Source organism: bacterium (genome assembly GCA_040755795.1).
Taxonomy (GTDB): Bacteria; UBA9089; CG2-30-40-21; order CG2-30-40-21; family SBAY01; genus JBFLXS01.
The window spans coordinates 1-5,047 of record JBFLXS010000303.1; the positions used below are offsets into that span (position 1 = coordinate 1).

Consider the following 5,047-nt stretch of genomic DNA (forward strand, 5'->3'; position numbering starts at 1 on the left):
TTGTTTGTGTCATAAGTTTGTCCTCCTTATTTTAGTTAGTTAATACTTTTTGTATAGTATACCATAAAATCTTTCGCAGGTCAAACTTGACACTTTATCATATCATCTCTGCGGTGAACGGTTACAGATTTTCTCTCTACTCTCTACTCTCTACTTCCTATTTTCAGGAGAACAATATGGACCAGATAACTCCTATGATGCGGCAATATTTGCAAATTAAACAGCAAATGAAGGATACTATTTTATTCTTTCGACTGGGTGATTTTTATGAGATGTTTTTTGACGATGCAAAGATTGCCTCTAAAATATTGGGGATTACACTAACATCAAGAGGGACGGTAAAAGGTGATAAAGTCCCTTTAGCCGGTGTGCCTTATCATTCTGCCGATGGCTATATTTCAAGGCTAATAAAGGCAGGCAAAAAAGTAGCTATCTGTGAACAGGTAGAAGACCCTAAATTAGCTAAAGGCATAGTTAAACGGGAAATAATCCGAACTATTACTCCAGGAACAGTGCTTAATCCATCATTACTTGAAGATAAGGTTCATAACTATTTAGCCGCTATCAATAAAAATAATAATAAAATTGGTTTTTCGTTTATCGACCCTTCTACTGGCGAATTCAAAGTAACAGAGTTATCCAACCCAACAGAATTATTCATTGAATTAACCCGAATTAACCCTCAAGAATGCCTTATTCCACTTTCATTACAGGAGGATGAATTGGTAACCCAATTAGCCACTACTATTACCTTTCAGGATGATTGGATATTTAGTCATTCAACCGGATTTAATACCTTATGTGAGCTTTTTGGCACCTCATCCCTTGATGGATTTGGTTGTGAAAACCTTCTTATAGGAATTGGGGTTTCTGGTGCTATTATTCATTATCTTAAGGAAACTCAACGCTCTGGACTAACCTATGTCAATAAACTTATACCTTACACTACCTCTGATTTTATGATATTAGATGCCGCTACATTAAGAAATTTAGAATTAACCAGAACCATCCGTAGTGGCGAAAAAACAGGTTCGCTTATCTGGGTTTTAGATAAGACCATTACCGCCATGGGCGGCAGATTACTTCGAGAATGGATACAGCAACCCTTGATAAGTGTAGAAAAAATAAGATATCGCCAGCAGGGTATTGGTGAATTTGTCGCCTCCCCTACCTTTCGAGATGAATTATTTTCTCTCCTGAAAAATATCCACGACATCGAACGACTCATTAGCAGATTAGATACCAATTTAGCCAATGCCCGCGACCTGGTCGCTTTAAAAGAATCACTGAAAATAACCCCGAAGATAAAAGATATATTAAAACCACTTAATTCCAGAATTATAAAGGAGATAGAAGAAAATTTAGAGGATTTAAGTGATGTAACCGAATTAATTGAAAGGGTGATAGTTGACTCACCACCACTTTCTTTACGAGATGGTGGTTTAATCAAAGAAGGGTATTTTCAAGAATTGGATGAGTTACGAAATATCAGTAAAGATGCAAAAAACTGGCTGGTTAGACTTCAACAAGAAGAGATTAAACGCACGAAGATTAATTCCTTGAAGGTAGGGTATAATAAGGTTTTTGGCTATTACATTGAGGTAACTAAACCTAATTTACATCTTGTGCCTCAAGATTATATTCGCAAACAGACTCTAACTAATGCCGAAAGGTTCATTACTCCACAATTAAAGGATTGGGAGGTGAAAATCCTGAATGCTCAAGATAAAATTGTCGAAATTGAGTATGAAATATTTTTAAAGGTTCGGACACAGATAATCACTGAGGTAAAACGGATTCAAAAGGTAGCTAAGACAATTGCCTTGTTAGATGTTATTTTATCCCTTTCGCAGGCAGCCGTTGAGAATGATTATATCCAGCCAGAGGTTAATAATGAAAATATCATTTCAATTAAAGATGGCAGACATCCAGTTGTAGAAAAGGTATTGGTCGGTGAACGGTTTGTGCCAAATGATACCTTTATTGACGCCAATACAGAGCAAATTTTAATTATTACCGGACCAAATATGGCTGGAAAATCAACCTATATTCGTCAGGTAGCATTGATTGTTTTAATGGCACAAATGGGTAGTTTTATTCCTGCCTCTTCGGCGACAATTGGTATTGTTGACCGTATCTTTACTCGAGTTGGCGCCTCGGATGAATTGGTTAAAGGGCAAAGCACATTTATGGTGGAGATGATTGAAACTGCCAATATCTTGAATAATGCTACCCATAAAAGTTTGCTTATTTTAGACGAGGTAGGTCGAGGAACAAGCACCTTTGATGGCGTCAGTATTGCCTGGGCAGTGGCTGAGTATCTTCATAATAACCCTCACCTCCAGGCACGAACACTATTTGCTACCCATTACCATGAATTGACTGAGTTAGAATTTTCGTTGGAAAGGATAAAAAATTACAATATCGCGGTTAAAGAATGGAATGACAAAATAATATTTTTACGAAAGATAATTAAAGGCGGAACAGACAGAAGTTATGGTATCCATGTTGCCCAACTGGCAGGCTTACCTCCAGAAGTCATAAAAAGGGCCACCGCGATATTGAGTAGTCTTGAGATGAGTAATATTGGTGAAGAAACAGCGGTATCATCAATTAAACCCCAACCTGTGCAATTAACCCTTTTTGAGCCTCAATCCCATAGGGTGGTTGAGGAATTGAAGGAGATTGATTTAGACAGGTTAACTCCCCTTGAAGCGATGAATAAATTGAATGAACTCAAAAGGATGATTGAATAAACTCTAACCCTTCAGATAATGCAAGTAAGGGAAAGGATGAAAAGATAAGTAAAGATAATACCCAATTTTACACCTTTTTAATCTTATCATACCTTAAAATCATTTATTTCCCGGGGATAAAGGGGTCAAGTTCCTCTCTTTTAAAAGAGGAACTTGACCCTCTCTAATTTAGGGAACTATCTGAAAAAGTTTTACATCAGACACTATTCCACCTGGATGGTAGATAAGTAGCGCACCTGCATCATATAACCCTAAAGGCTCAGTAGTAATGTGGTGATTAAGTATAGGAACTATCACATTCATATTCGGAGAAAGAGGAACGCCTTTCATATCAAGTAACCGAATTATCGTTCCATCTGGTAGTGAAACCCAAACAATTGCATCCGCAAGAACTGGGTTAGGACCATTAATCACATGCACATCAAAAGTGAGTGTTTGACTGGCTGTGAACTCTTGCCCATTTAAGAGCACCTCAACCTTTGGACCTGGTGGTGGTCCTCCTTTTTGAACCACTGCCCTGATAAAATGGTCTATATTTACATCCTGCCAGTTAGGACCACTATAGCTACCTCTTCTTTGTGATCTATTGTCAATCGGTGAAGATTCATCTGCCCATATTGCCCTATATCCAGATTCAGCTACTAACTCTGCATAAAACTCACCATCTGCAACAAATCCTAATCCACTTACATCCATTATTTCCCATCCGTCCTTTGGACCAACCTTGAAAGGAGCCGAGGATACCATAACTCCTGTATTAACATCTACCAGATTTATATGGAAAGTCATCACATTTCCAACAAAGAAACACGCTCTAATCTCTCTCACAAGTCCTCCTTCTGCCGCTGGAGGTGGTTCAAATCTTACCCGTAGGTCTTGCCAATTATTTCCATGATAATTTTTTTCTAAATTATATCCCCAACTATGATCTACATTATCATCATACGCTATGTCCACGCAGTCTGGTGGTATGGGTGGATATGGGTGGTCAGCTTTAGCTTCTTGCGATACTGTTGTTTTTCCTGAATTTGCCTCTAAGTTTACTACATTGACTGCCAACATAGTACTTATAGATAAACTCATTATTATTATCTGTTTTAATAGTTTCATTATTCTTCCTTCCTTCATTTTTAAATTTATAGATTTTGCTATCTTAAAAAGTAACTTTTCCTATTCCTGATATTATCCGAAATAGATCGACCTTTGCTACTATTTTAAGATATTTAGAAGTATCTTTTCCTATCTTATCAGATTTGTTAGATAAGACACATCGACCTTCGATACTATTAAAAGATGTTGATGTAGATTTTCCTCTCTTGTTTAATGAGAGATCGACCTTCTCTACATTTACGCCTTGTTCAGAAGGTAATTCTTGAGCACAGCAAAAGATCTTCTTTTATGAGAAAGATTCTTCAACTCAAATCATAACCACTATATAATTTTATCGATTTATTCTCTTAAAGATTTATTTTTTAATGAATGGCTACATTATTAAATTTATGTATTCACACTTCGTATCCTGATATTAGAATATTTTTTCCTTATCAGGATACTAATGAAATATTCTTTTTCAAAATAAGATAGGTTTTAAAAAGGAGGGCATATTTTACTTCCCTTGTCTTGAATTGAAATATATATAAAAAATTCATCCCTTCGGATAAAATTGAATTTTCAACAAGATTTATTTTTTACTTTATTTATAATAATACCACAAAATTTACAATTTGTCAAGAGTTTTTTTTGATTTTTTTTAATGGGGCAGTGAAATGGGGAAATTGGTAATTTAATCTTTTATTACCAGAAAAGGCCAAAAAAGGTTATTCCTCCTTAATAAATTTAGTATGTCCCATAAGTTTTACTGGACAAATAGTGAATTACAAAATTACAAATTCCAAAATACAAATAAATTCCAATGACTAAAATTCAAAATTCCAAACAATATGTGAATAAAGATTGGTTGTAAAAAATCAAAAGAATCTGCGTCATACGAACTTTGGAACTTGGAATTTGGAATTTATTTGGGATTTGGTATTTGTAATTTGGAATTTCTGCATGGATGCTTACAATCCGTCCAGTAAAAGATATGGGTGAAGATTAGCTTAATAAAGGGGGTTAGGGGGTTGTCTAAAGTTTTAGCACGCAATCTAAAATCCGCACTTATCCCAAAGAGAGTGTTGCAAATGGTTTTTAGTTATGGTGTGGGTTGGGGAGAGTTTTGGGTGATAAAACATGCCAAAGTGACAAAAAAGAGGTAATCTGCTTAGTTGACATCAAGAGGAGGAGGTGTTATA

General features: G+C 35.8%; 2 protein-coding genes. One reads left to right on the forward strand and one right to left on the reverse strand.

The genetic code is table 11. The features are described from left to right. The first annotated feature begins 176 nt into the window (after positions 1-176). Complete coding sequence (gene mutS / locus AB1414_15355; GenBank protein ID MEW6608796.1) at positions 177-2,756, forward strand: DNA mismatch repair protein MutS; 2,580 nt, start codon at positions 177-179, stop codon at positions 2,754-2,756. Positions 2,757-2,924: 168 nt separating this feature from the next. Here the strand turns inward: mutS and AB1414_15360 are convergent, their stop codons facing one another. Continuing rightward, positions 2,925-3,866 carry a hypothetical protein gene (locus AB1414_15360; GenBank protein MEW6608797.1) on the reverse strand — a complete coding sequence of 314 codons (942 nt, stop codon included), beginning with the start codon at positions 3,864-3,866 and terminating at the stop codon, positions 2,925-2,927. Between the last annotated feature and the right edge of the window lie 1,181 nt (positions 3,867-5,047).

Bases quoted from the DNA above. Each gene is read 5' to 3' on its own strand.
- AB1414_15360 (MEW6608797.1), bottom strand. From the start codon at position 3,866: ATGAAACTATTAAAACAGATAATAATAATGAGTTTATCTATAAGTACT.
- mutS (MEW6608796.1), top strand. From the start codon at position 177: ATGGACCAGATAACTCCTATGATGCGGCAATATTTGCAAATTAAACAG.